The organism is Pseudomonas sp. N-137 (assembly GCF_034555295.1).
Taxonomy (GTDB): domain Bacteria; phylum Pseudomonadota; class Gammaproteobacteria; order Pseudomonadales; family Pseudomonadaceae; genus Aquipseudomonas; species Aquipseudomonas rhizophila.
Genome location: NZ_JAXUDQ010000015.1, coordinates 39,710 through 61,887, shown reverse-complemented (window position 1 = coordinate 61,887; position 22,178 = coordinate 39,710). Strand labels below are relative to the sequence as shown.

25 protein-coding genes and 1 pseudogene are annotated in these 22,178 nt (G+C 59.6%); 14 read left to right on the top strand and 12 right to left on the bottom strand.

Going from position 1 to position 22,178, the window contains the following annotated elements:
• Window positions 1–72: 72 nt before the first annotated feature.
• Window positions 73–1,209: a glycerate kinase gene (locus T3A99_RS14095; protein ID WP_322834492.1), complete on the bottom strand. Its 1,137-nt coding sequence runs from the start codon at window positions 1,207–1,209 to the stop codon at window positions 73–75.
• A gap of 338 nt (window positions 1,210–1,547) precedes the next feature.
• On the opposite strand from T3A99_RS14095, the gene T3A99_RS14090 reads away from it, so the two are divergent.
• Both T3A99_RS14090 and rarD read left to right on the top strand, forming a co-directional pair.
• On the top strand, window positions 1,548–2,561 hold the full coding sequence (locus tag T3A99_RS14090) for an aldo/keto reductase (RefSeq protein ID WP_322834491.1): 1,014 nt from the start codon (window positions 1,548–1,550) through the stop codon (window positions 2,559–2,561).
• Between the two features lie 182 nt (window positions 2,562–2,743).
• A complete protein-coding gene (rarD, locus tag T3A99_RS14085) occupies window positions 2,744–3,628 on the top strand; it encodes an EamA family transporter RarD (RefSeq protein ID WP_160892877.1) in 885 nt (294 codons plus the stop codon).
• Window positions 3,629–3,802: 174 nt separating this feature from the next.
• Here rarD and hppD read toward each other — a convergent pair whose 3' ends face one another.
• Together hppD and T3A99_RS14075 are read right to left on the bottom strand one after the other, a co-directional pair.
• A complete protein-coding gene (hppD, locus tag T3A99_RS14080; protein WP_047227629.1) occupies window positions 3,803–4,879 on the bottom strand; it encodes a 4-hydroxyphenylpyruvate dioxygenase in 1,077 nt (358 codons plus the stop codon).
• Between the two features lie 249 nt (window positions 4,880–5,128).
• Window positions 5,129–6,073, bottom strand: coding sequence for a DMT family transporter (locus tag T3A99_RS14075; protein WP_322834490.1), 945 nt, complete (start codon window positions 6,071–6,073; stop codon window positions 5,129–5,131).
• 189 nt (window positions 6,074–6,262) lie between these two features.
• Here T3A99_RS14075 and T3A99_RS14070 point away from each other — a divergent pair, with 189 nt between their 5' ends.
• From T3A99_RS14070 to T3A99_RS14055, 4 genes and pseudogenes are all read left to right on the top strand, one after another.
• Complete coding sequence (locus T3A99_RS14070; protein WP_281459340.1) at window positions 6,263–7,129, top strand: LysR family transcriptional regulator; 867 nt, start codon at window positions 6,263–6,265, stop codon at window positions 7,127–7,129.
• 58 nt (window positions 7,130–7,187) lie between these two features.
• Window positions 7,188–7,385, top strand: a complete 198-nt coding sequence (locus tag T3A99_RS14065; RefSeq protein WP_160892843.1) for a hypothetical protein — start codon at window positions 7,188–7,190, stop codon at window positions 7,383–7,385.
• A pseudogene (locus T3A99_RS14060) lies at window positions 7,358–7,810 on the top strand (EAL domain-containing protein); the annotation flags it as partial. The gene T3A99_RS14065 and the pseudogene T3A99_RS14060, both read left to right, overlap by 28 nt.
• A 186-nt stretch (window positions 7,811–7,996) precedes the next feature.
• Window positions 7,997–8,362: a histone-like nucleoid-structuring protein, MvaT/MvaU family gene (locus T3A99_RS14055; protein ID WP_047227632.1), complete on the top strand. Its 366-nt coding sequence runs from the start codon at window positions 7,997–7,999 to the stop codon at window positions 8,360–8,362.
• A gap of 92 nt (window positions 8,363–8,454) precedes the next feature.
• Here T3A99_RS14055 and T3A99_RS14050 read toward each other — a convergent pair whose 3' ends face one another.
• Window positions 8,455–8,991 carry a DUF4946 domain-containing protein gene (locus tag T3A99_RS14050; protein WP_047227633.1) on the bottom strand — a complete coding sequence of 179 codons (537 nt, stop codon included), beginning with the start codon at window positions 8,989–8,991 and terminating at the stop codon, window positions 8,455–8,457.
• A gap of 191 nt (window positions 8,992–9,182) precedes the next feature.
• Here T3A99_RS14050 and gloA point away from each other — a divergent pair, with 191 nt between their 5' ends.
• Window positions 9,183–9,704 (top strand): lactoylglutathione lyase, encoded by a 522-nt coding sequence (gene gloA / locus T3A99_RS14045; protein ID WP_047227634.1) that lies wholly within the window; start codon window positions 9,183–9,185, stop codon window positions 9,702–9,704.
• 213 nt (window positions 9,705–9,917) lie between these two features.
• Here gloA and ahpF read toward each other — a convergent pair whose 3' ends face one another.
• From ahpF to galU, 4 genes are all read right to left on the bottom strand, one after another.
• Window positions 9,918–11,480: an alkyl hydroperoxide reductase subunit F gene (gene ahpF / locus T3A99_RS14040; RefSeq protein ID WP_322834489.1), complete on the bottom strand. Its 1,563-nt coding sequence runs from the start codon at window positions 11,478–11,480 to the stop codon at window positions 9,918–9,920.
• Window positions 11,481–11,604: 124 nt separating this feature from the next.
• Window positions 11,605–12,168: an alkyl hydroperoxide reductase subunit C gene (gene ahpC, locus T3A99_RS14035; protein WP_047227636.1), complete on the bottom strand. Its 564-nt coding sequence runs from the start codon at window positions 12,166–12,168 to the stop codon at window positions 11,605–11,607.
• Between the two features lie 177 nt (window positions 12,169–12,345).
• Window positions 12,346–13,704, bottom strand: coding sequence for a glutathione-disulfide reductase (gene gorA / locus T3A99_RS14030; RefSeq protein WP_274091195.1), 1,359 nt, complete (start codon window positions 13,702–13,704; stop codon window positions 12,346–12,348).
• A 304-nt stretch (window positions 13,705–14,008) separates the two neighbouring features.
• Window positions 14,009–14,848: a UTP--glucose-1-phosphate uridylyltransferase GalU gene (gene galU / locus T3A99_RS14025; RefSeq protein ID WP_047227638.1), complete on the bottom strand. Its 840-nt coding sequence runs from the start codon at window positions 14,846–14,848 to the stop codon at window positions 14,009–14,011.
• 233 nt (window positions 14,849–15,081) lie between these two features.
• Here galU and T3A99_RS14020 point away from each other — a divergent pair, with 233 nt between their 5' ends.
• Together T3A99_RS14020 and T3A99_RS14015 are read left to right on the top strand one after the other, a co-directional pair.
• Window positions 15,082–15,297 carry a hypothetical protein gene (locus T3A99_RS14020; protein WP_047227639.1) on the top strand — a complete coding sequence of 72 codons (216 nt, stop codon included), beginning with the start codon at window positions 15,082–15,084 and terminating at the stop codon, window positions 15,295–15,297.
• 116 nt (window positions 15,298–15,413) lie between these two features.
• Window positions 15,414–15,695, top strand: a complete 282-nt coding sequence (locus T3A99_RS14015) for a hypothetical protein (protein WP_047227640.1) — start codon at window positions 15,414–15,416, stop codon at window positions 15,693–15,695.
• A gap of 16 nt (window positions 15,696–15,711) precedes the next feature.
• On the opposite strand, the gene T3A99_RS14010 is transcribed toward T3A99_RS14015, so the two are convergent.
• Both T3A99_RS14010 and T3A99_RS14005 read right to left on the bottom strand, forming a co-directional pair.
• Window positions 15,712–15,942 carry a hypothetical protein gene (locus T3A99_RS14010; protein WP_047227641.1) on the bottom strand — a complete coding sequence of 77 codons (231 nt, stop codon included), beginning with the start codon at window positions 15,940–15,942 and terminating at the stop codon, window positions 15,712–15,714.
• Window positions 15,943–16,051: 109 nt separating this feature from the next.
• Window positions 16,052–16,402 carry a hypothetical protein gene (locus T3A99_RS14005; protein ID WP_047227642.1) on the bottom strand — a complete coding sequence of 117 codons (351 nt, stop codon included), beginning with the start codon at window positions 16,400–16,402 and terminating at the stop codon, window positions 16,052–16,054.
• A gap of 199 nt (window positions 16,403–16,601) precedes the next feature.
• Here T3A99_RS14005 and T3A99_RS14000 point away from each other — a divergent pair, with 199 nt between their 5' ends.
• Both T3A99_RS14000 and T3A99_RS13995 read left to right on the top strand, forming a co-directional pair.
• The gene (locus T3A99_RS14000) at window positions 16,602–16,904 is read left to right on the top strand and encodes a DUF1883 domain-containing protein (RefSeq protein WP_003182962.1); all 303 of its coding nucleotides are present in this window, start codon (window positions 16,602–16,604) and stop codon (window positions 16,902–16,904) included.
• A 27-nt stretch (window positions 16,905–16,931) separates the two neighbouring features.
• Window positions 16,932–17,102 carry a hypothetical protein gene (locus tag T3A99_RS13995; protein ID WP_172833800.1) on the top strand — a complete coding sequence of 57 codons (171 nt, stop codon included), beginning with the start codon at window positions 16,932–16,934 and terminating at the stop codon, window positions 17,100–17,102.
• Between the two features lie 159 nt (window positions 17,103–17,261).
• Here T3A99_RS13995 and T3A99_RS13990 read toward each other — a convergent pair whose 3' ends face one another.
• Complete coding sequence (locus tag T3A99_RS13990; RefSeq protein ID WP_322834488.1) at window positions 17,262–18,824, bottom strand: Ig-like domain-containing protein; 1,563 nt, start codon at window positions 18,822–18,824, stop codon at window positions 17,262–17,264.
• 220 nt (window positions 18,825–19,044) lie between these two features.
• Between T3A99_RS13990 and T3A99_RS13985 the strand changes: the two genes are divergently transcribed.
• From T3A99_RS13985 to ada, 3 genes are all read left to right on the top strand, one after another.
• Window positions 19,045–19,773, top strand: a complete 729-nt coding sequence (locus tag T3A99_RS13985; RefSeq protein WP_322834487.1) for a 2OG-Fe(II) oxygenase — start codon at window positions 19,045–19,047, stop codon at window positions 19,771–19,773.
• Entirely contained in the window at window positions 19,760–20,440 is a 681-nt protein-coding gene (gene alkB, locus T3A99_RS13980) for a DNA oxidative demethylase AlkB (RefSeq protein ID WP_416221557.1), read from the top strand. The genes T3A99_RS13985 and alkB overlap by 14 nt, the downstream gene beginning before the upstream one ends.
• An 88-nt stretch (window positions 20,441–20,528) precedes the next feature.
• Window positions 20,529–21,602, top strand: a complete 1,074-nt coding sequence (ada, locus tag T3A99_RS13975) for a bifunctional DNA-binding transcriptional regulator/O6-methylguanine-DNA methyltransferase Ada (protein WP_047227644.1) — start codon at window positions 20,529–20,531, stop codon at window positions 21,600–21,602.
• Here ada and T3A99_RS13970 read toward each other — a convergent pair.
• Complete coding sequence (locus tag T3A99_RS13970) at window positions 21,566–22,054, bottom strand: GyrI-like domain-containing protein (RefSeq protein WP_160892849.1); 489 nt, start codon at window positions 22,052–22,054, stop codon at window positions 21,566–21,568. The two genes, ada and T3A99_RS13970, sit on opposite strands and share 37 nt — an antisense overlap.
• Window positions 22,055–22,178: the final 124 nt, after the last annotated feature.

Here is a 22,178-nt window from a genome sequence, read left to right as displayed (position 1 = left end):
TCGCGATACGGGCGACTCGATTCCTGGGAGACCGCAACGCCTGTATCGCGGGCAAGCCTTGCTCCCACTGGTCTATCGGGCGGCCACTCGCCAAAGCCGGGCGATGTCCCGGGCTCGTTCAGTCAGCAGGCGTGGCGCGTCGCCACAGGCCTCCTGCAGGGTCATCGGCCCGCTGACCAGGGCAAAGGCTGCTTCGATGCCGTGCTCATACAGCGCCTGATAACCCTCCCCCAGCGTGCCGGCGATGACCACCACGGGTACGCCATGCTGGCGGGCGATGCGCGCCACGCCAAAGGGGGTCTTGCCACGCAAGGTCTGGGCGTCGAAACGGCCTTCGCCGGTGATCACCAGGTCAGCGCCGTTGATCGCCTCGGCCAGCCCGGTCAACTGGGCGACGACGTCCACGCCGCTGCGAAAGTGCGCGCCCAGAAACGCCTTGGCGGCGAACCCCAGCCCTCCGGCGGCGCCGCTGCCCGGTTCGTCGCGTACATCCTTGTTCAACGCCTGGGCACAGTGTTCAGCGAAATGCCCCAGCGCCTGGTCCAGTTGCTGTACCTGCTCAGGGGATGCCCCTTTCTGCGGGCCGAAAATCGCTGAAGCGCCGTGAGGTCCGCACAACGGGTTATCGACATCGGCGGCAATCTCGAAACTGACCTGGGCCAAGCGCGGGTCCATCTTGCTCAAATCGATGCGAGCCAGTTCGGCCAAAGCCAGGCCGCCGGGTGGAAGCGGTCGGTTGTGTTCATCCAGCAACACCACGCCCAGGGCCTGCATCGCGCCGGCACCGCCGTCGTTGGTGGCGCTGCCGCCGATGGCCAGGATCACGCGCCCGGCGCCTTCGTCCAGGGCGGCGCGAATCAGCTCGCCGGTGCCATAGGTACTGCTGGAACAGGCATCACGTTGCCCAGGAGGTACCAGCTGCAAGCCGCTGGCCTCGGCCATTTCAATGATCGCGGTGTGGCTGTCGGGCAACCAGCCCCAACGCGCTTCGACGCTGTCCCCCAGCGGACCTTTCACCCAACTGCGCCGCCACTGCCCGTTGCAGGCCGCCAGCACCGACTCCACCGTGCCCTCCCCGCCGTCGGCCATCGGGCACTTGATCAATTGTGCATCCGGCCAGACCTGGGCCAGGCCTTGGGCGACAGCATCGGCAACGCCCTGGGCGCTCAGGCTGTCCTTGAACGAGTCGGGGGCGATGACTATTTTCATACTTATTCTCCGGTTCCAGTGCACGGCACGGCAGTTGAGCGCAATTGTTCAAGTTCACGCAATCGGGTTGCCATCAACCTCGTTGTCGAGGCTGATGGCCTCATCGCGAGCAGGCTCGCTCCCACAGGGATCCGGGCTAGCTGAAACCTGTGGCCCAGGCAGATCAGTGTGGGAGCGAGCCTGCTCGCGATAGCGGTCTGCCTGTCAAATCTCTATCGAGTGCGTGGGTTGTTGTCCGGAGTGTAAGGGGTCGAGCGTGGCCTGCGATCTTTTCGTTTGCCACGCCCGGTTGTTCTGGGGTTTGATTGGGCCTTTCCCATCGATAAAAGGACCTTGTCATGAGCTACCGCACGCTAGGCCATTCCGGGTTGCAAGTCTCGACATTGACTCTGGGCACCATGATGTTCGGCGAACAGACCAGCACCGAGGATTCGCTGCGGATCATCGACAAGGCCTGGGACCAGGGCATCAATTTCATCGACACCGCAGACGTCTACACCAACGGTCGTTCCGAAGAGATCGTCGGCGAGGCGATTGCCAGTCACCGTCATGAATGGGTGCTGGCCACCAAGGTCGGCTTCGGCCCACCAGATGGTGTCCCCAACCGCAGCGGCCTGAGTCGCAAGCACATTTTCAATGGCATCGAGGCCAGCCTGACGCGCCTGGGCACCGATTACCTGGACATCTATTACCTGCACCGCGAAGACCACAACACCCCGCTTGAGGTCACGGTGTCGGCCATCGGTGACTTGATTCGTCAGGGCAAGATCCGCTACTGGGGCCTGTCGAACTACCGTGGCTGGCGCATCGCCGAGGTGATTCGAATCGCCGATCGGCTGGGCATCGACCGGCCGGTAATCAGCCAACCGCTGTACAACATCGTCAATCGCCAGGCCGAAACCGAGCAGATCACCGCCGCGCAGAACTATGGCCTCGGCGTGGTGCCTTTCAGCCCCCTCGCCCGCGGGGTGCTCAGTGGCAAGTACGCACCGGACGTGGCACCGGACGCCAACAGTCGCGCCGGTCGCCAGGACAAACGCATCCTGGAAACCGAATGGCGGGTCGAGTCCCTGCGCATCGCCCAACAGATCCTGCAATACACCCAGGAACGCGGCGTGGGCATTGTCGAGTTCGCCATTGCCTGGGTGCTGAACAACCGCGCCGTCACCTCGGCCATCGTCGGACCGCGCACCGAGGAACAATGGGATGGCTACACCAAGGCGCAGTCGGTGACGATCACGGCCGAAGATGAAGCCTTCATCGATTCGCTGGTGACCCCGGGGCATGCCTCGACGCCAGGCTTCAATGACGTGGGCCACTTCGTACCGGGGCGGGTGGCGCGTACGTCATAACTTCGTCGACTCCGACGAACACTGTGGGAGCATGGATTGCCCGCGATGGCCGCGCTGCGGTTCAAGAGCTGAACCGCGTTATCGTTCATCGCGGGCAAGCCTTGCTCCCACAGGCCATGCGCCACAGATAAATTTTCCAGTCACAAGTCCGGGTGTCGATGACCGCCCTCAAGAGAATTACCGTGTCCAAAGGCATCGTTCTATCGGTCTCGGCCTCTGTGCTGTTCGCCGTCATGTATTACTACACCTCCCTGCTCTCGCCGCTGACCGGCGTGGAAATCTTCGGTTGGCGCATGCTGCTGACGATGCCCTGCATGACGGTGTTCATGCTGGTGGCAAAGGAGTGGAACCTGGTAACGGCGCTCGGTCGGCGCCTGATCGCCGCGCCGCGTCTGTTGATCGGTGCCATGGCGTCTTCGGCGTTGATGGGCGCGCAGCTGTGGCTGTTCATGTGGGCACCCCTCAACGGCTACAGCCTGGACGTGTCGCTGGGGTATTTTTTGTTGCCGCTGTCGATGGTTCTGACCGGGCGCCTCGTCTACGGCGAGCGCCTGTCCTACCTGCAGAAAATCGCCGTGTTCTTCGCCACCCTCGGCGTGGTCAACGAGTTGTACCAGGTGGGTGGGTTTTCCTGGGCAACACTGTTGGTGGTGGTGGGTTATCCGATCTACTTCATCCTGCGCAAACGCCTGGGGACTGACAACCTGGGCGGGTTGTGGCTGGACATGACCCTGATGCTGCCGCTGGCGCTCTGGTTCGTACAAAGCGGGGAGCAGGGTTTCGCTGTTTTCGACCAGTACCCTTGGCTGTCGCTGCTGATCCCGTTGCTCGGGGTGATCAGTGCTTCGGCGCTGGTGGCCTACATCGTTGCCAGCCGGTTGCTGCCGTTCAGCCTGTTCGGGCTGTTGAGCTATGTCGAACCGGTGTTGCTGCTGGGCGTTGCCCTGCTGCTGGGAGAAAGCATCCAGGCCAGTGAATGGCTGACCTACATTCCCATCTGGCTGGCCGTGGCAGTGCTGGTGTTCGAAGGATTCAAGCATCTGATGCGCCAGCGACGCCGGACCTGAAACTTACACGGACCTTGTGGGAGCGAGCCTGCTCGCGATATCGGCTGCACATTCAACATTGATGTATCTGAAAGGTCGCGATCGCGAGCAGGCTCGCTCCCACATTGGGATCTGCTGGCCAATAAAAAACCCGTACGGCAGTTACGCCGCACGGGTTGTCTGTTGCCTCAGCCGTCACTCAGTAGCCAACACACCACGCCGCACCTGGTCACGCTCGATGGACTCGAACAACGCCTTGAAGTTGCCTTCGCCGAAGCCATCGTCGCCCTTGCGCTGGATGAACTCGAAGAACACCGGCCCCATCAGGGTTTCCGAGAAAATCTGCAACAGCAGACGCTTGTCGCCCTGTTCGGAAGCGCCGTCCAGCAAAATGCCCCGCGCTTGCAGTTCATCCACCGGCTCGCCGTGGTTCGGCAGGCGACCTTCGAGCATTTCGTAGTAGGTGTCCGGCGGCGCGGTCATGAAGCGCATGCCGATGCTTTTAAGCTGGTCCCAGGTTTTGATCAGGTCATCGGTCAGGAAGGCCACGTGCTGGATGCCTTCACCGTTGAACTGCATCAGAAACTCTTCGATCTGCCCGGCGCCCTTGGACGATTCCTCGTTCAGCGGGATGCGGATCATGCCATCCGGGGCGGTCATGGCCTTGGAGGTTAGGCCGGTGTATTCGCCCTTGATGTCGAAGTAACGGATCTCGCGGAAGTTGAACAGCTTCTCGTAGAAGCCGGCCCAGTAGGCCATGCGCCCGCGATACACGTTGTGGGTCAGGTGGTCGATGATTTTCAGGCCCGCGCCCACCGGGTTGCGGTCAACGCCTTCGAGGAACACGAAGTCGATGTCGTAGATGGAGCTGCCTTCACCAAAACGGTCGATCAGGTACAGCGGCGCGCCGCCGATGCCTTTGATTGCCGGCAGGTTCAGCTCCATCGGACCGGTTTCGATGTGAATCGGCTGGGCGCCGAGTTCCAGGGCGCGCTTGTAGGCCTGTTGCGAATCCTTGACCCGGAATGCCATGCCGCACACCGACGGCCCATGTTCGGCGGCGAAGTACGAGGCCACGCTGTGGGGCTCGTTGTTGAGGATCAGGTTGATCGCGCCCTGGCGATATAGATGCACGTCCTTGGAGCGGTGGCTGGCCACTTTGGTGAAGCCCATGATCTCGAAGATCGGCTCCAGGGTGTTGGGTGTCGGGGATGCGAATTCGATGAATTCAAAGCCCATCAGGCCCATCGGGTTTTCGTATAGATCTGCCATGTTGGCGCCTCATCATGCTTATCAATTAACGGAGCGTTAGTTGCCGGCCATGCTGAGGGCACGCGGTGGCGCGCAGGAAATGCCGCGAACGGTGCGGGCGAGGAAATCGCCGTAGATCAGTTGAAACCCGAATATCTTCATTGTCGACCCAAGGCTCTTGCGGGCGAGGCTTCTGCTGCCAGAAGACGTTTATTCTTATATGCGTAACTCGATTCTACACAGCGTAACCATGTTTGTCCGCCTTCGGTATCAAATCGTCTTTTGCGGCGACCGCGCAAGGGGTTTGTTGCACAGGAAAATCCCCGTCAGGATCAGCCCCGCACCTACACCCATCAAGACGGTGAGCCGTTCGTCCAACAGCAGCGCCCCGAACAGCACAGCGGTCAACGGGTTGAGTGCGATGAACACGCCGGAACGGGTCGCGCCAATCCGACGGATGCCGTCGTACCAGGCAATATAGGCCAACGCCGACCCCAGCACGCCCAAGTACAGCAGGCTCAGCCATTGCCGGATGTCCAGCCCGCGCAATGCTTCGACGCGAACGTCGCCTGCGGCCGCGCAGGCTAGCCACAACATCAAGGTGCCCAGCAGAATCGACCAGGTCACGGTTTGCAAAGGCCCGAGGCTTTCATTCAGTTTTTTGGAAAACAAGGAATAGACGCCCCAGCCCAGCACGCAGCCAAAAATCAGCAGATCGCCCAGCCAGCCCTGCCCTGCACTCTGTAGCAAGGACGGATCGCGACTGACGATCACCAGCCCCGCCCCGCCGATACACAGCACGATGCCCGCAACTTTCGCCCGGCTCAGCCGTTCCTTGAACAGCCACCAGGACGCCAGCCCTATCACCGCCGGATTCAAGGCCACGATCAACGAGGCCCGCGACGCATTGATGTATTGCAAGCCATAGAAAAAACACAGGTTGTAGAAAAAGATCCCGAAGAACCCCAGCGCCGCCAATTGCAGCCCTTGTTTCAGGCTGGGCCTGGCCAGCGGGATCCCGGCCAGACCGAGAAACAGCAACAGCGCGAGACTGGCCAACAGAAACCGCAGGCTGGCGGCGAGCAGCGGGGTCAGGGCATCGGAAAGGATCCTGCCGGCAACGAAGGTGCCGCCCCAGATCATGGTGACCATGGCCAGTTTCAGGTAGACCGGCAGGTCCGAAGGGGTTGGAACGGATTGTTCGAGGGTTTTCATGGTTTCACCACATTGAAATAAAACGACTACCCGTGGCGAGGGAGCTTGCTCCCGTTGGGCTGCGAAGCGGCCCTTTTCTATGAGCGCTTCGCACTCAAGCGGGAGCAAGCTCCCTCGCCACAGGAAAGTGCGCTTGAGATACTCTATTGTTCGCCTCATGCTTGATCATCGTAAAATGAGCATTCACTCATGACCCTCACCCAACTTGAGATCTTCTCCCAGGTCGCCGAGCTACGCGGTTTCACCGCCGCGGCGACGCGGTTGGGCATCAGCCAGTCAGCGGTGTCCCACGCCATCAAATCCCTGGAGCAGGAGTTGGGCGTGGAGCTGTTCAGACGTCATCAGACCCTCATCGAGCCCAGCGACATTGGCCGGCAGTTGCTGCTGCGCGCCCGGGCCATGCTCGGGCTGGCCAACACCTTGCGCCAGGAAGCCGCCGATGCACGGGGCATGCGCCGAGGCACCCTGCGCATCGGCTCGTTCGGTCCGACTTCGTCGATGAAGTTGTTGCCCGCCATCCTGCGACGTTACCGGGCTCTGCATCCGGGGATCGAAGTGCACATCGACGAAGGGCCGGACCGGCAAGTCATCCAGTGGCTGGATGAACGGCGGATCGACGTCGGTTTCGTGGTGCTGCCCGAAGACCGTTTCGACACGTTCGCGCTGATGCAAGACCAGATGGTCGCCGTGCTGCCCACCGCCCATCCCCTCGCCGCCCAAGCCAGCCTGAGTCTCAAGGACCTGTGCAACGACCCGTTCGTGCTTACCGAGGCCGGTTCTTCTGAACTGGTTTCGCGCCTGTTCAACGCAGCCCGGCTCACACCGAACGTGCGCTATCGTTGTTCGCAGCTGCTCAGTACCCTGGATGTCGTCAGCCGCGGCGAGGCCGTGACCCTGGTGTCCGAAGGTTCACTGCCGGGCGGCGACAACCCACGGTTCGTCACGCGGCCATTGTCGCCACAGGTTCCGCGTCAGATAGGCCTGGCGGTACTGGACAGCCGACAGGCCTCGCCCGCTACCCTGGCATTTATCGAGCTGGCGAGGCAGTCAGTCTGATCACCGGCAACCGAATACACTATCGAAGCTGTTCCTCAAGCCCTCACAGGTTATGCAGATGCCATTGACCGCCACTCGTTTGCGCAAGCGGCCCCGTCGCAACCTGATCACGCTGCTCTGCGGCGTGCTGCCGATACTGTCAGGGCTGGGCATTCTGTACATGCAGGCGGAACGGACACTGGAGCAACAGAGCCGACAGACCAGCGAAGAGTTGATCGGGCAGATCGAGGGGTCATTACCTTGGTGCTGGAACTGACCGAGCGCGAGCTGATCGAACCGACACCCACCACTCACCAGCTGTTCCAGCACCTGCGTGAACTGGGGGTGAAGATCGCAATCGACGACTTCGGCACCGGTCATTCCAGCCTGGGCTACTTGCGCCAGTTCAACGTGGACTTCCTGAAAATCGACCAGAGCTTTGTTGCCATGATTGGCGTCGATGCCCTGTCACGGCACATCCTTGACAGCATCATCGAACTGTCGGGCAAGCTGGACTTGGGTATCGTTGCCGAGGGGGTCGAAACCGTTGAACAAAGCAACTATCTGGCCGCTCACGGGGTGAACTTTTTGCAGGGTTATCTATTTGGTCGCCCGATGAGTGGCGCGGATTTCATTGCGGCGGTGTCCGTCATTGAAAGCCCTGGTGCTACGTCCCTCCACGGACAACCACAGTCGGACTGATAAAATTCGCATCCCTTGTTACATAACGAAAAAGTTACGATTTACACCCGTGGGTTTCACTACTACAATTTTTTTACCTGTGGCTAATAGCAGGAGCGTCATTATCACCGAGTCGCTTCAAGGCACTTGGCTTATAGCTTTGTTTGCGGTTGGTATCAGCCAAATATTCTGATTGGAGTAACGATATTGTCCAGACTCGCTGAATTTCGTAAAGCAGAACAGGACCTTCAAGAGCGGCTCAAGCAGCTGGAAAAGCTGAAGAATGATGCCGGGCTCAAGAAAGAAATCGAATTCGAAGAGAAGCTCCAGGGACTGATGAAAACCTACGGCAAGAGCCTGCGCGACGTCATCGCGATTCTCGACCCGAACCCGGCCAAGGGGGGCCTGCCATCGACCAAGCCTGTCAAAACCCGCCGTGCGCGAGTGGTCAAGGTGTACCAGAACCCGCACACAGGTGAACTGATCGAAACCAAAGGCGGCAACCATCGAGGCCTGAAAGCCTGGAAAGAACAGTACGGTGCAAAAACCGTTGACGCCTGGTTGCGCAGCTGAGAAAGCTGGCCGAATGAAAAAAACCCTGAGCCTGCTCAGGGTTTTTTATGGGGGCAGGATTTCTGGATTAAGTAGTTCTAATACCGAGGGCTTTATAGTTTCAGGCTATTTCGTACCGACTGTATTTCATCCTGGTTTTCTACAAACTCCTGAGCCTGCCCCGCATAGGACAGCACATTAGCCCTGCCCTCCTTTAGTGCAGCGACGAGTGTCTGAGATAACACGTGCCGACCGTTTTGCGTGATCGTGCAAGTGGTCTCCAGTGCGGCAACGTCGCCCAACATCGAAGAATGAATCTTATTACAGACACTTTGATAACCGCTCTGATAAAAGTCCTTTTGAATTGATTTGCGCATTTCCAGTAACACGCCTTGCAAGTTGACTTGATGACCCGGCTCGATGGGTGTCGTGGTCAGTTCCATGACCATCACCGCCGTGCCCGCTGAATCACTCTTTGTCGCCCGTTGCCGGGTCGTTCCCGGCGCTGCCGACGAGGTGCCCGCATCAGAGGGCAATGGTTCGATGACCCAGCCTGGGGGCCAGGCGACCTGCGGTTCGGCGGCCTGGACAGCGACATTTGCCATCGCGGCCAGCAGCAGGACAAACAGCGAAAGGAACGGTCGAATCATTGCATTGCACTCAAGGACGATTCGTAAAGTCTGAAGCCCGCCGCCCAGGCAAGCAATAGCCAGAGGCGTTTGGCGATGCCGCGCCCCTTGCGTATCATGGGTGCACCTGCAAGGAAGCCGTTTAGCGCAAGCCCAGGACCGTCGCAGCAAAGTTGCGATGCCGTTTGCCCCACTTATTTTCCGGAGGGCCCATGAGCCTGCACGAACTCAACACTTTCCCTGGCGTCACCGCCCAACCCGATACCGCCACGGCCAAATTCGTCTTCAACCACACCATGCTGCGGGTCAAGGACATCACCAAGTCCCTGGATTTCTACACCCGGGTGTTGGGTTTTTCCCTGGTGGAAAAACGCGATTTCCCGGAAGCCGAATTCAGCCTGTACTTCCTCGCCTTGGTGGACAAGAGCCAGATTCCGGCCGACGCTGCACAGCGCACCGAATGGATGAAATCCATCCCCGGCATCCTGGAGCTGACCCACAACCACGGCACCGAAAGCGACCCGGCGTTCGCCTACCACAACGGCAACACTGACCCACGCGGGTTCGGCCACATCTGCATCTCGGTCCCGGACATCGTGGCCGCTTGCGAGCGCTTCGAAGCGCTGGGCTGCGACTTCCAGAAGCGCCTGAACGACGGTCGCATGAAAAGCCTGGCATTCATCAAGGACCCGGATGGCTACTGGGTTGAAATCATCCAGCCTGCGCCGCTGTAAGCGCCACCGTAGGGTGTGTGGGCAATAAAAATCCCACAGCCCCCTGTGGGAGCGAGCCTGCTCGCGATAGCGGCAGCGCATTCAACATTGATGTACCAGACAGTCTGCTATCGCGAGCAGGCTCGCTCCCACAGGGTAATGCGTGATCCCAAAAAAAAACCCCATGAGCACTGGGCTCATGGGGTTTTGTTTTTCCCGCTATCGGCTATCTGTTTATGCCGGCGCGGAGGTACGGATCAGATGGTCAAAGGCGCTCAACGAAGCCTTGGCCCCCTCGCCTACGGCGATCACGATCTGCTTGTACGGAACAGTCGTCACGTCACCGGCGGCGAACACACCCGGGATCAAGGTTTCACCGCGGGCATCGACAATGATCTCGCCGCGTGGCGACAGCTCGACGGTGCCTTTGAGCCAATCGGTGTTAGGCAACAGACCGATCTGCACGAAGATCCCTTCCAGCGCCACGTCCCGTACTTCACCGCTTGGGCGGTCTTTGTAACGCAAGCCATTGACCTTCTGGCCATCGCCCGTCACTTCGGTGGTCTGGGCGTTGGTGATCACGGTCACGTTCGGCAGGCTGTGCAGTTTGCGCTGCAATACCGCGTCGGCACGCAATTGCACGTCGAACTCCAACAAAGTGACGTGGGCTACGATACCGGCCAGGTCAATGGCCGCTTCCACGCCGGAGTTACCGCCGCCGATCACTGCCACGCGTTTGCCTTTAAACAGCGGGCCGTCGCAGTGCGGGCAGTACGCCACGCCCTTGTTGCGGTACTGCTGCTCGCCCGGCACGTTCATTTCACGCCAGCGCGCACCGGTCGCCAGAATCACGGTCTTGGCCTTGAGGCTCGCACCACTGGCGAATTTGATTTCGTGCAGCGCGCCATCCTTGCCTGGTACCAATGCATCGGCGCGTTGCAGGTTCATGATGTCCACGTCGTACTGCTTGACGTGCTCTTCCAGGGCGACGGCCAATTTCGGCCCTTCGGTTTCCTGCACCGAGATGAAGTTCTCGATGGCCATGGTGTCGAGCACCTGACCGCCGAAGCGCTCAGCCGCGACACCGGTGCGGATGCCCTTGCGGGCCGCATAGATAGCCGCCGAAGCGCCGGCTGGGCCACCGCCCACCACCAGCACATCAAAAGCCTGCTTGGCGCTGATCTTCTCAGCCTGGCGCTCGATACCACTGGTGTCGATCTTGGCGAGGATTTCTTCCAGGCCCATGCGGCCCTGGCCAAAGTTCACGCCATTGAGATAAACACTCGGCACGGCCATGATCTGGCGTTCGTCGACCTCGGCCTGGAACAGCGCGCCGTCGATGGCGACGTGGCGGATATTCGGGTTCAGCACCGCCATCAGGTTCAGGGCCTGGACCACGTCCGGGCAGTTCTGGCAGGACAGCGAGAAATAGGTCTCGAAGTTGAACTCGCCTTCAAGGGAGCGAATCTGTTCGATGACTTCGACACTGGCCTTGGAAGGATGACCGCCGACTTGCAGCAAGGCCAACACCAGCGAAGTGAATTCGTGGCCCATGGGGATACCGGCAAAACGCAGGCTGATATCGGCTCCTGGGCGATTCAACGAAAACGAAGGCTTGCGCGCATCGGTGCCGTTGTCGAGCAAGGTAATCTGGTCACACAGACTGGCAACGTCTTTGAGTAACGCGAGCATTTCCTGGGATTTCGCACCGTCGTCGAGGGAGGCGACGATCTCGATCGGCTGGGTGACCCGTTCCAGGTATGACTTCAACTGAGCTTTAAGATTGGCGTCCAACATACGGGCGATTTCCATTTTTTGAATTTCAGAAAAAACAACGCCCGAGCGAATCTCGCCCGGGCGTTTTTTGGGGCGAAGCGGCTTGCTTGATTAAGAGCGGATCGCCCTCGGATGACTCACAGACTTAGATCTTGCCGACCAGGTCCAGGGACGGAGCCAGAGTGGCCTCGCCTTCTTTCCACTTGGCTGGGCAGACTTCGCCCGGGTGAGCAGCAACGTACTGAGCAGCCTTGACCTTGCGCAGCAGCTCGGAAGCGTCACGGCCTACGCCGCCGTCGTTGATTTCAACGATTTTGATCTGACCTTCAGGGTTGATCACGAAAGTACCGCGGTCAGCCAGGCCAACTTCTTCGATCAGCACGTCGAAGTTGCGGGAGATGACGTGGGTTGGGTCACCGATCATGGTGTACTGGATCTTGCCAATGGCTGGCGAGGTGTTGTGCCAGGCAGCGTGAGCAAAGTGAGTGTCGGTGGAGACGCTGTAGATTTCGACACCCAGCTTCTTGAATTCAGCGTAGTTGTCGGCCAGGTCTTCCAGCTCGGTTGGGCAAACGAAGGTGAAGTCGGCCGGGTAGAAGAACACCACGGACCACTTGCCTTTCAGATCGGCATCCGAAACCTGGACGAATTCGCCGTTTTTGAAAGCGGTAGCGTTGAACGGTTTAACTTGGCTGTTGATGATAGGCATTGATGACTCTCCGTCAGGGGTTGAAAAGTTGATGACGTGAATCTTAACCACTCATCCCCCGGCAGGCTCATTGGCAAACCTGATGTGAATGATTGGTTTTGGCTATCAGCCGCTTAATAGATAGAAGAAAACCTAATATGGCGAGCGGGCTCGCTCGCCATAGGTGGGGCCCAAGGATCAGGACGCTACGGGAGTTCGCATCGTGACGAATTCCTCGGCGGCAGTCGGGTGTACGCCGATGGTCTCGTCGAAATCACGCTTGGTAGCGCCAGCCTTGAGCGCGATGGCAAGCCCCTGGACGATTTCCCCGGCATCCGGCCCGACCATGTGGCAGCCCAGCACTTTGTCCGTTTGGGCATCCACTACCAGCTTCATCAGCGTGCGCTCCTGGCAGTCGGTGAGGGTCAGTTTCATCGGGCGGAAGCGGCTTTCGAACACCTGGACTTCCTTCCCCTCCTCCCTGGCTTGCTCTTCAGTCAGGCCGACCGTGCCGATATTCGGCAGGCTGAACACAGCCGTGGGGATCATCCGGTAATCCACCAGACGATACTGCTCGGGCTTGAACAGCCGCCGCGCCACCGCCATGCCTTCAGCCAGGGCGACGGGGGTGAGTTGTACCCGACCGATCACATCACCAATGGCCAGGATCGACGGCTCGGCGGTCTCGTACTTTTCGTTGACCTTGACGAAGCCCTTCTCGTCCAGCGTGACACCGGTGTGTTCAAGGCCCAGATTGTCGAGCATCGGCCGCCGGCCGGTGGCGTAGAACACGCAATCGGTGGCCAGTATGCGACCATCCTTGAGCTCTACCTCCAGGCTGCCATCGGCCAGTTTTTCGATGCTTTTGATGTCCGCGTTGAATTGCAGATCCAGGCCGCGACGGCTCAGCTCTTCGGCCAGATGCTTGCGTACCGCGCCATCAAAGCCGCGCAGGAACAGCTCACCGCGATACAGCAACGAGGTCTGCGCGCCCATGCCATGGAAGATTCCGGCGAACTCCACGGCAATGTAGCCACCGCCCACCACGATGACGCGCTTGGGCAGTTCCTTGAGGAAAAACGCCTCGTTGGAGCTGATCGCGTGCTCACGGCCCGGAATGTCCGGTATCACCGGCCAGCCACCTGTGGCGATCATGATGTGTTCGGCGGTGTAGCGCTGGCCGTTGATCTCGACCTCATGGGGTCCGGTGAGCCTGGCGTGGCCCTCGTGCAACACCACGCCGCTGTTGACCAGCAGGTTGCGGTATATCCCGTTGAGGCGATTGATTTCCCGATCCTTGTTGGCGATCAGCGTGGCCCAGTCGAAACTCGCTTCTCCCGTCGTCCAGCCATAGGCCGACGCTTGCTCGAGGTCCTCGGCATAATGCGCACCGTAGACCAGCAGTTTCTTCGGCACACACCCCACGTTCACGCAGGTACCGCCCAGGTAGCGGCTCTCCGCCACGGCCACCTTGGCCCCGAAACCGGCCGCGAACCGCGCAGCCCGCACACCGCCGGAACCGGCGCCAATCACATACAAGTCAAAATCGTAGGCCATTTTCTCTCTCCTTCGGCAGGCCATCAGCATACCTGCTGTTTTCACGCGAGGCAGCGTTGCGATGGTTATGGGGGCGGGAAATGAAAAAGCCAGGCGAAATGGGTAACACCGATCAGTCGGGCCAAAACCTGTGGGAGCGAGCCTGCTCGCGATAGCGGTGGGTCAGCTTGTGGTGATGCTGGATGTGCCGGCGCCATCGCGAGCAAGCCCGCTCCCACAGGGATTTTGTTGGAGTGAGAGCATTATCCAGACAAAAAAACGCCCCGAACCAGTCGGGGCGTTTTTCAAGGTGCGGCGCAGGCGATCAGTACGCCTTACCCGTCTTGTAGAAGTTCTCGAAGCAGAAGTTGGTCGCGTCGATGTAGCCTTCGGCGCCACCGCAGTCGAAACGCTTGCCTTTGAATTTGTAGGCCATGACGCAGCCGTTCTGGGCCTGCTTCATCAGGGCGTCGGTGATCTGGATTTCACCGCCCTTGCCTGGCTCGGTCTGTTCGATCAGGTCGAAGATGTCCGGGGTCAGGATGTAGCGACCGATGATCGCCAGGTTCGACGGTGCATCTTCAGGCTTTGGTTTTTCAACCATGCTGTGGACGCGGTAGATGTCGTCGCGGATCATTTCGCCGGCGATTACGCCGTACTTGTTGGTTTCCTGCGGATCGACTTCCTGGATCGCCACGATGGAGCAGCGGAACTGCTTGTACAGCTTGACCATCTGGGTCAACACGCCGTCGCCTTCGAGGTTGACGCACAGGTCGTCCGCCAGGACCACGGCGAAAGGTTCGTCACCAATCAGTGGGCGACCGGTCAGGATCGCGTGGCCCAGGCCTTTCATTTCGGTCTGGCGGGTGTAGGAGAACGAACATTCGTCCAGCAGTTTGCGGATGCCGACCAGGTACTTCTCTTTGTCGGTGCCCTTGATCTGGTTTTCCAGCTCGTAGCTGATGTCGAAATGGTCTTCCAGGGCGCGCTTGCCGCGGCCAGTGACGATGGAGATTTCCGTCAAGCCCGCAGCAAGGGCTTCTTCGACGCCGTACTGGATCAGTGGCTTGTTCACCACCGGCAGCATTTCTTTGGGCATGGCTTTAGTCGCTGGCAGGAAGCGAGTACCGTAACCGGCTGCTGGGAACAAGCATTTCTTGATCATATAAGTCCTTGAAAAGGCGGTGTGTACGAGTTTCGGCGCAGTCTAATCAGGCCGCAGGCACCTTACAATGCCCAAGCTGGCCAACCGATGCCATCATAGAGAAATAAAAAATGGCGGATAGTTCAATCATCTTTCATTGCGAGGGCCAAGCGGTCTCACTGTACGCTCATGGGCGCTGTTTGCGAGCATTTGACGTATCATGGCGCTCTTGATCCCGCCAATGAGGCAGTTAGATGTCGGCAACAAAAAACGCAAACGGTTATTCGGTCAGCCAGGACAAAGACGGTCAGTGGTGGATCATCAACTACCACGGTGAACAGGTCGCCGGCCCCTTGCCCAGCAAAGCGATGGCGGTGGAAGTGGCCGCCGTGTTTCAGGACGAGCGCGCTGCCCCGGCAACCAAAGAGCGTGAAACGGCTCCAGCGCGCAGCCCCCGTCGTAAAAAGTAACGAGACAAGCCTCAAGTAAATGTCGCCTGGACATGGAACGGGGCTTTGTTTATCTGTACCGAAATGGCCATTCGCTATAACCTCGCGCCAGCCCCTTCCTTCTCGATGACGATTCCATGAAAAAATTTCTGGCGCTGTTTGCAGTCCTGGCCCTGGCAGGCTGTGCCACAGCCGAAAAAACCTACCTGAACACCGGCGAACAAGGCCTGACCATCGATTGCTCCGGCGAAGCGAACTCCTGGGCCACCTGTTATGAAAAGGCTGACGCCTCCTGTGCCGGCACCGGCTACCGCATCGTCGGTACCGATGGCACGCCGCAAGCCAAGGAAAGCGACAAGACCCTGGGTGTGGATGTCGGCAACTTCACCAGCCGCAGCGTCCTGGTGGTGTGTAAATAAACCCGTGGTCTGACTCTCAGATGTGGATCTCGGCGAACTTGATCCCCAGGCCGCGGATGATCTCGATCAGGTCATCGAGGCGGCTGAAGGATTCAACTTCGTCCTGGTCGTCCACCAGAAAAAAGCTGCGTCCTGCGCTTTTCTTGAAAAAGACGATCCACTCCCCCGGGGTCGCCGGGTTCTGAATCACATGGGTGGCGCAGATAAGACCTTCTGCATGGCGCTCACGCACCTGCTCGCGCTTCATCGACTGACTCCATAAATGACAATGCCGCCAACGTCGACCGTGGCGGCATTTTTTGTCGAGGGCAGCAGTTTATCCGATGCCCGGCCTGCTCGTCAGGCCGAGCCCTGGCTCAACCGGAAATGCAGGCGTTGGCCGCGTCCTGCACATCACCCGGACGCACGGGCACGTTGGACAGGCTTTCGTGCAGCTTGATGCTGCTGCCACTGGAGCGCTCGTCAATATCGAACACCGCCGCCGGCAGCGTCGACAATTTGCCGGGGACGATCAAGCGCACGCCATTCTTGTGAGGTTCCATTTGCAGCGGACCCCGGGTGCTGGCCAGCTTGTCAGCGACGCACTTGGCATATTCGTGGGGTTTCTTTCCGGAGATGACATTCATGGTGGGCGGCGTCTGGTTGATGTCCGATACCGATGCACATCCACTCATGGCCAATGCCAACACCCACACACTGCGCTTCATATGATTCCTCCGATAAAGATCCTCCGACAATGCAAACGCTGCTTTTCTCCAGCATCCTGCGTCTTTTTTTGCGCATCCTGCGATAAATGAACAAAGCGTGGGGCGCAGGCCGGATATTAGCACCCGGTGCTGATAAACTGCGCAGCATTGACCTTGCTATCGTTTTGATTTGGTAGAAAAAGCCCTTCTGGAGGCGCCCATGAAATTCATACACCAGCGCGAACACCTCAACGAAGACGATATCGTCGTCATCGAATGCTCTCAAATGTGCAACATCCGCTTGATGAACGACGCCAACTTCCGCAGCTTCAAGAACGGCGGCCGGCACACCTATCACGGCGGCGCGTTCGACACGTTCCCGGCCAGGATCACCGCACCGAGCACCGGTTTCTGGAACATCACCATCGACACCGTCAACCGCCGTGCCATCAGCGTCACGCGCAAGCCGACCCTGACCCACAAAATCAAAATCATCCGGCGTTCCAGCTCGAAACTGAGCTGAGCATCGCCCTTCAAGACAGGCAAAACCGTGGCCCAGACAACCAAATACGTCATCAAGTACAAGCTCAACGGCGAACGCCGCTTCGAATTCGCGCAACTGGAAACCGGCACAAAGGAAGAAGCCATGGCAGCGCTGCAGGCAATCCATGGCCAGACCGATGATGTGATCAGCGACGTCAGGGTCAGTAAACCGTTGTAAAGGTTTCGTAGGCTCTTTGTGGCGAGGGGGCTTGCCCTGATTGGCGGCGCAGCAATCGTCAAGCCGGTGTACATCGCCTGCCGGAAGATTGCATCCGCCCCTTGGACCGGCTGCGCCAACCAGCGCAAGCAAGCGCCCTCGCCACTAAGAATGCTTGCCTTATCTCAAATGTTGCACCGCAGGAAAATAAGACGATTTAAGTTGAAGAGTACTTCCCCCGGCTAAGTCTCTCACGATCCCATGGGTCTGATTCTCATGCCCCCGTCTCGCCCAATACCAAGAATTCGGCCAACCCAGTATCGAGGGTAAATCGCCTTCGTGCCGGTAGCTCCCAATGAAAGCATCATAGACAGCTTCCTCAAGTACCCCACCCTGCCCCCACATGACACTGACCAGGAGTGAGACTACCTGCACGCCCGAAACGGTAATGGTATAGGACGCAGTGATGCCGTCCCCGTCGGTGACAGTGATTTGCGCCTGGCCATTGCCCGCAGCACGCACATACCCCGTATCCGCGTCCACCACAGCCACTTGTGGGTTCGATGACGAGTATTTGTGGGGAGGAACCCCACCTACCGCGACACGCGTGTAACTCGCGTTGCTGGAGGGGATTGGATTGTTGGGCAATCGATGGTCCGCAATGACGTAGTTCTGCGTGGCCATGACATAGGCGTCCCCAAAACTCAGAGGGAACGCCACGGTCAGGTCTCTTGCCGACGACACCTGACCGCTACCGTAGAGCGCTTTCGCGGTGAAACTGTGCTCACCGAGAGCCAGACCGATGACGGCGAAGTTCCAGATACCGTTGCTGCTGACGTGGGCAGAGCCTTTGAAATCCACAACGTCAAAAATATCCACTCCTTTATCGCCACTGGCGGTGCCGCTGAGCATGACGGCCGTTTCCACAGTGCTTGCGCCATGCGGAATTTCAACTTCTTTGCCGTCTTTCACTGAGGTAATTTCTGGCGGAGCAAGACGGTTCAGGTGAATATCCAGAAAATAAACTGACGACTGACTGGAGTTGCCCAATTGGTCGAGCACCCTGAACTCGACCTGTGCCCTGCGGTTGTCACCCGCTTCCTGGAATTTGTCGGTGAACAGTGTCCTCACCTCCGGGACCGGGGCGCCGTCGGCTATCTCCCATTCATCGGTCGCATCGCCCAGCAGAAACTGAATACGATCGTAGGGCCGCCGGTTGCTGTAGTCGAAACCGAACGTCACCCCTTGCGCCGCCCGCTCGGCGCTGACCCCTTCGTCGATTACATCGGCTGGAATCAGCAGTTCCAGGCCTTCCGGCGCAGGTTCACCCGGAGCACGCAGGTGATACAGGAAGGTCAAGTCATCCGAGACCTCGTCGCCGCCGCTGGCGCGGGTCACTTTGTAGTACAGCCGGTTGACGCCATGACGCAACCGCCTGTGGGGTACATACAAGCGCATGCGCAGGCTTTCCTCCCCCGGCCGGACTGTATCGCCTGTCACGGGAGCGGGCTCGTCATTGAGATACAAGTCAGCCCGATCATCCGCTTCCAATGTCCAGGAATGACTCTGGGCCAATACCCATGGATCAATCAGACATTCAAGGCCCTTGGGCTGGTCGTCGTAAAGGCTTTTGGGGATACCCACCTGAGCAATGCCGGCCGGTCTCACCGGGGTGACCCAACCCATGATGATCACGGGGTACAACTTGAATAGTTCGTTCAATGTGCTGGATTGGATATCCATCATGCTCTCCTGGTGGGTGACAATCGCGAGCCTCTCGGGAACGTCGTTATCACACTCCAGGGCGGGGGAACTGGCTACTGTCAGATCTAACAGGTGTCGTGACGTTTGAGACAAATGGTTGGGTTGAGCTCGGTCAAGGGACATTGACCGCAAGCCCCGGAGTGCCGCAGACCTGAGCGCCTGCCAGACTGACCGCACTCTATTTGCCAGGTCTTCGATCATGCTCCCGAGCCTTCATGCGCCCTCGCTGGCCCAACACGTCAACACCCTTGACTGGCCCTCCCTGGAACAAGACCTCGACCAGGACGGCAGCGCAATCATCCGTAACCTGCTTACGGCCGAGCAATGCAGGATGCTCAGTGGCCTATACGCCGAACCCAACCTTTTCCGTTCGAAGGTGATCATGGCCCGCCACGGATACGGGCGCGGGGAGTATCAGTATTTTCGCTATCCGCTGCCCGACCTCGTCCAGCAGTTGCGTCAATCCTTGTATCCGCGGTTGGTACCGCTGGCCAATCGCTGGAACGAATGCATGGGCCTTGAGGTGCGCTACCCCTACGAGCATCCGGCTTTCATTGAACGCTGTCACACCGCCGGGCAACGGCGTCCTACGCCGTTGTTGCTGCAATACGGCCCGCAGGACTACAACTGCCTGCATCAGGACCTGTACGGCGAGCACGTATTCCCGCTGCAGGTGGCGATTCTGCTGTCGGAACCGGGCCAGGACTTTACCGGCGGCGAGTTCGTTCTCACTGAACAGCGCCCGCGCATGCAGTCACGTGCGCAGGTTATCGATCTGAAACAGGGCGATGCTCTGTTATTTGCCGTGCACCAACGGCCGGTCAAAGGCGTTCGCGGTTATTATCGGGTGAACATGCGCCATGGCGTCAGCCGCGTGCACAGCGGTAGCCGGCATACACTTGGAATCATTTTTCATGATGCGCAGTGACGACACCCCTATCACGCTGGACCTGTTCGCCGACGAGACGCCGACGACACCCGGCCTGACCGAACAGATCGGCGAGCAAGCGTTTGTGTTGCGCGGTTTCGCCCTGCCCTGGCTCGAACGTTTGCTGCCGGCCCTGGAAGCGGTGTTGCTGGCCGCGCCGTTCCGGCAGATGGTCACGCCTGGCGGTTTTACCATGTCAGTGGCCTTGAGCAGTTGCGGCGCGCTGGGCTGGACCACCGACCGCAGTGGCTATCGCTACACGGCCCAAGACCCACAGACCGGCCAACCCTGGCCCGACATGCCAGCGGTGTTCCGCGAACTGGCCCAGGCCGCCGCCCGGCAGGCCCACTTCGAGCACTTCGAGCCCGACGCCTGCCTGATCAACCGTTACGTGCCCGGCGCGCGAATGTCGCTGCATCAGGACAAGAACGAACGCTGCCTCAGCGCCCCCATCGTCTCCATGTCCCTGGGCTTACCGGCAGTCTTCCAGTTCGGCGGGTTCGAGCGCAGCGACAAAAGTCTGCGCGTTCCACTGTTCCACGGCGATATCGTGGTCTGGGGCGGCGTGGACCGGTTGCGTTATCACGGCGTGCTGCCGCTCAAGCAAGGCCAGCATCCGAAGCTGGGCGCCCAGCGGATCAACCTGACGTTCCGCACCGCCGGGTAACCATGCAGAATTCAACCGCAAGACCCGGAGTGTTGCCATCTCACAGGCTCGCTACCTTAGCCAAAACGGGCCAATGGACATAACGACCATGAACAGCACTTCGAACACCCTCACCGCTGAACAGGATCCTCGCTGGGCCGCCGTGCTCGCCCGGGATCCGCGCGCCGACGGGCAATTCGTCTATGGCGTGAAAACCACCGGCATCTATTGCCATCCCAGCAGCCTGTCGCGCCTGCCCAATCCGCGGAACGTGGAATTTTTCGACACGCCGGAACAGGCCCAGGCGGCGGGGTATCGTCCCAGCAAGCGAGTGGCCAGGGACCAGACCCAGCTCGCCGCCCAACAAGCGGCCCGGGTCGCGGCCGCCTGCCGGCAGATCGAGGCTGCCGAAGAACTGCCTGGGCTCAATGAACTGGCGCAAAGCGCAGGCTTGAGTCCCTTCCACTTCCACCGGGTGTTCAAGGCCGTCACCGGCCTGACACCCAAGGGTTATGCCGCCGCCCACCGCTCGCGCAAGGTGCGCGAACGCCTGAGCGATGGTGGATCGATCACCCAAGCGCTGTACGACGCCGGCTTCAATTCCAACAGCCGCTTTTATGAAGCCGCCGACAAGGTGCTGGGCATGAAACCCGCCGATTATCGCGCCGCCGGGCAGAACACCGACATTCGTTTCGCCGTCGGCCAATGTTCCCTCGGGGCGATTCTGGTGGCACAAAGCGAACGCGGTGTGTGCGCGATCCTGCTGGGGGACGATCCGGACGCGCTGGTGCGGGACCTGCAAGACAAGTTTCGCCGCGCCAACCTGATCGGTGCCGACCGCGAATTCGAGCAATTGATCGCCCAGGTGGTGGGCTTTATCGAGGCACCGGCCCTGGGCCTGGACCTGCCGCTGGACCTGCAAGGCACGGCGTTCCAGGAACGGGTCTGGCAGGCCCTGCGGGATATTCCGCCGGGCAGCACCGCCAGCTATGCCGAGATCGCCCAGCGCATCGGCATGCCTAAAGCCGTGCGCGCCGTGGCCCAGGCCTGCGGGGCCAACAGCCTGGCGGTGGCGATCCCTTGCCACCGGGTGGTGCGCAGCGACGGCAACCTGTCAGGCTATCGCTGGGGCGTGGAGCGCAAGCGTCAGTTGCTGGCGCTGGAGCGCTCGTCCGCGGACTGAACGCCGATGTAGATCGCCACCGAGTCGGGGCCGCTGTAGACCTCGAAATCGGTGGTGAAGCGGCGCAGTGTCTGCGGGTTGTCCGCGAAATATGCCCAGATCAGGCCCCAGGTCTGGATCACGCAATCGGGCATCGGCCCCTTGGCCGAAAACATCAGGTAATCCCCGCCTTCGATGTCCACGGCGGCGTAGCCTGCGCTGGTCGCATCCACCTGCACCCCGGCCGTCACATCAAAGTAGCCGGTGGCGTCGGACTCATAGTTGGAATAGACCCCGTAGACAAACGATTCCGACTGCCTGGCGGGGATCTTGTCGAACAACCCTTCGCTGAAGAATTGCTGCCACATCGGGCCGATCCGTGCCATGTCAGGCTGCTGTTCGTCAGCGTTGCGCGTGTGTACCTGCAGGCCGGCCACGGTAAAGGGTTCGACTGCCTTGAGTTTGACGTCCATGGGTCAGGCTCCTTGAGAAATGAAGCGCGCATGGTAACCCGCTGGCCGTCGGGATCAAGTTGCCGCATCCGATTGAAAAACTCGACTGGCCCTGGCCGGGCCACACCTGCTAAAAACGCTGTTT

Coding starts and splice junctions, on each gene's coding strand:
- ahpC (WP_047227636.1), bottom strand. CDS start 12,168: ATGCCTATCATCAACAGCCAAGTTAAACCGTTCAACGCTACCGCTTTC.
- gorA (WP_274091195.1), bottom strand. CDS start 13,704: ATGGCCTACGATTTTGACTTGTATGTGATTGGCGCCGGTTCCGGCGGT.
- T3A99_RS14050 (WP_047227633.1), bottom strand. CDS start 8,991: ATGATTCGACCGTTCCTTTCGCTGTTTGTCCTGCTGCTGGCCGCGATG.
- T3A99_RS13985 (WP_322834487.1), top strand. CDS start 19,045: ATGCTCCCGAGCCTTCATGCGCCCTCGCTGGCCCAACACGTCAACACC.
- ada (WP_047227644.1), top strand. CDS start 20,529: ATGAACAGCACTTCGAACACCCTCACCGCTGAACAGGATCCTCGCTGG.
- T3A99_RS14005 (WP_047227642.1), bottom strand. CDS start 16,402: ATGAAGCGCAGTGTGTGGGTGTTGGCATTGGCCATGAGTGGATGTGCA.
- gloA (WP_047227634.1), top strand. CDS start 9,183: ATGAGCCTGCACGAACTCAACACTTTCCCTGGCGTCACCGCCCAACCC.
- T3A99_RS14075 (WP_322834490.1), bottom strand. CDS start 6,073: ATGAAAACCCTCGAACAATCCGTTCCAACCCCTTCGGACCTGCCGGTC.
- T3A99_RS14090 (WP_322834491.1), top strand. CDS start 1,548: ATGAGCTACCGCACGCTAGGCCATTCCGGGTTGCAAGTCTCGACATTG.
- T3A99_RS14000 (WP_003182962.1), top strand. CDS start 16,602: ATGAAATTCATACACCAGCGCGAACACCTCAACGAAGACGATATCGTC.
- T3A99_RS13990 (WP_322834488.1), bottom strand. CDS start 18,824: ATGGATATCCAATCCAGCACATTGAACGAACTATTCAAGTTGTACCCC.
- T3A99_RS13970 (WP_160892849.1), bottom strand. CDS start 22,054: ATGGACGTCAAACTCAAGGCAGTCGAACCCTTTACCGTGGCCGGCCTG.
- T3A99_RS14070 (WP_281459340.1), top strand. CDS start 6,263: ATGACCCTCACCCAACTTGAGATCTTCTCCCAGGTCGCCGAGCTACGC.
- T3A99_RS14020 (WP_047227639.1), top strand. CDS start 15,082: ATGTCGGCAACAAAAAACGCAAACGGTTATTCGGTCAGCCAGGACAAA.
- T3A99_RS14095 (WP_322834492.1), bottom strand. CDS start 1,209: ATGAAAATAGTCATCGCCCCCGACTCGTTCAAGGACAGCCTGAGCGCC.
- alkB (WP_416221557.1), top strand. CDS start 19,760: ATGATGCGCAGTGACGACACCCCTATCACGCTGGACCTGTTCGCCGAC.
- hppD (WP_047227629.1), bottom strand. CDS start 4,879: ATGGCAGATCTATACGAAAACCCGATGGGCCTGATGGGCTTTGAATTC.
- ahpF (WP_322834489.1), bottom strand. CDS start 11,480: ATGTTGGACGCCAATCTTAAAGCTCAGTTGAAGTCATACCTGGAACGG.
- T3A99_RS14065 (WP_160892843.1), top strand. CDS start 7,188: ATGCCATTGACCGCCACTCGTTTGCGCAAGCGGCCCCGTCGCAACCTG.
- T3A99_RS14010 (WP_047227641.1), bottom strand. CDS start 15,942: ATGAAGCGCGAGCAGGTGCGTGAGCGCCATGCAGAAGGTCTTATCTGC.
- galU (WP_047227638.1), bottom strand. CDS start 14,848: ATGATCAAGAAATGCTTGTTCCCAGCAGCCGGTTACGGTACTCGCTTC.
- T3A99_RS14015 (WP_047227640.1), top strand. CDS start 15,414: ATGAAAAAATTTCTGGCGCTGTTTGCAGTCCTGGCCCTGGCAGGCTGT.